This is a genomic window from Stenotrophomonas sp. GbtcB23, from assembly GCF_019091045.1.
In the GTDB taxonomy this organism is placed as follows: Bacteria; Pseudomonadota; Gammaproteobacteria; order Xanthomonadales; family Xanthomonadaceae; genus Stenotrophomonas; species Stenotrophomonas rhizophila_A.
Genome location: NZ_JAGXKC010000105.1, coordinates 1 through 1634, shown reverse-complemented (window position 1 = coordinate 1634; position 1634 = coordinate 1). Strand labels below are relative to the sequence as shown.

General features: G+C 63.0%; 1 protein-coding gene. It reads right to left on the bottom strand.

The window, feature by feature from the left end; all coding sequences use genetic code 11:
- Positions 1–208: 208 nt before the first annotated feature.
- On the bottom strand, positions 209–1634 hold a 1426-nt coding region (locus tag KVS69_RS18160; RefSeq protein ID WP_217539400.1), incomplete at its 5' end, for a hypothetical protein.

The following is a 1634-nucleotide window of genomic DNA, read 5'->3' as shown; positions in this document are numbered from 1 at the left end:
CCAAAACCGTCGCCCGCTCTTGGGCACGTCCCGCAGACAAGGAAGAGCTTCTGTTTGTGCTGTCGACATCATCGAGTGAAGAGGTGACGGCGCAGGCCATGGCCTCCATGGCGCGGGTCAAAAGGGACAGGTAGTCCTCAGGTCGATGCTGATCTGCTCGGTAGGATGAAGTGATGGGTACAGCCACAGCGGCGAAGAATGATTCTCCTCACTCCCCAGCGCGAGCTGAAAGGTTGCTCCAGATACGTCCCTCACGCTGCTCCGCAGTGGTGACGTTAATCACCGCCTGTTCGCCGAGGCGATCACGCAACTGCTGCAGGTAGAGACTACGCGGCGCCATAACCTGGCCAACTGACTGCACCATGCCAGCTGGTTCTTCAGGCGGGAACTTCCCCGGTGTTACAGTCCCGACCTGTCCCACGCTCCAGTTCATCGCGAAGGGCGGCGCTTGGACGACGTAGATGTCGTGCTGGGTGTTCCAGAACATCTGCTGCGCGCCTGCCCAACCGTGCCCAGATCCGCTGTACCGGCGGTTTTGTGCCCGCAGCATGTAACCCTTGGTGTTGTCGTACAGGATGCCAGTGGACCAGCGGTGATGCGGGCCACTGTCATTGCTGTCGCCTATTGCCACGCAGTCCAGAAACACATTGGGGCCTGGTACCCGTGCGCCGATGACGAAGGTATGCCTGCCGCCCTGGTTGTAGCAGCGCTGGATCAGGTTGAACGCGGAATTGCCCTCGTACAGGAACACATAGCGGCGGGCGCCCTGCGTTTCGCCATACCTCGGGTCGAGATAGGAAATGTCCTGCAGCGTATTGAAGTGGGCGCCGTTACGGGTCACGAACCCATGCGACACAAAGCGCACGGTAACATCGCGGACCCATGAATCGCGGACCCCACCGAGGCGGAGTGCGGCATAGGGACCGGTATCTGCAGTCCCGTTGACCGTGCCGGTCTCGGGATTGCCCTCGAGACGAAGGCCTTCGATGCCGACCTGGGAGATACGGATGGGATCCGCGCGATAGACGCCGCCGCCACCGAAGCGCGCATCAATGGCGTCCATGATCGGGGCGTCGAGGGTGATCGTGTCATGGTCGATGGCGGCGACGACCCGTTCGCTGTACATGGTGTAGTCGCCCGGCGTCCATCGGTAGCGGGCGGTATCGATGCCTTCGGGGCCGAGCCAGCGGGCATTGGGTTCCCTTGCGATCGCCACGGCATCGCCCACGCGATAGCCGGCTGCGGATTTCACCCTGATCCGCATTGCGCCGACAGGCAGGTAGTCCATGTCGATTGCGGTGCGGCGCACGTCTTTTGCTGGGCGCGGTGCCGCGGATTCGCTGTTGCCGATGTCGATGATCTTGCCTTGGCGCTCGGTCGTGCCGGAGCGGAGCACCGTCCCATCGGCACCCCGGCCTTCACCGCGCAACACCACGCCGCTGGATCGGATGGTCAACGAGTTGCTCAGCCTGTAGTGGCCACGACGCAGCAAAACGGCGCCGCGTATGCCCCGGCTGTCCTGGGCAAGTGCGGCAACCGCGTCGATGGCCGCCTGTATGCGTGGGTAGTCATCACCGCCCGGGTTTGGCTCAAGGATCTTGCGCACGGGAATGCTGGCGCGAACGGGCAGGCTG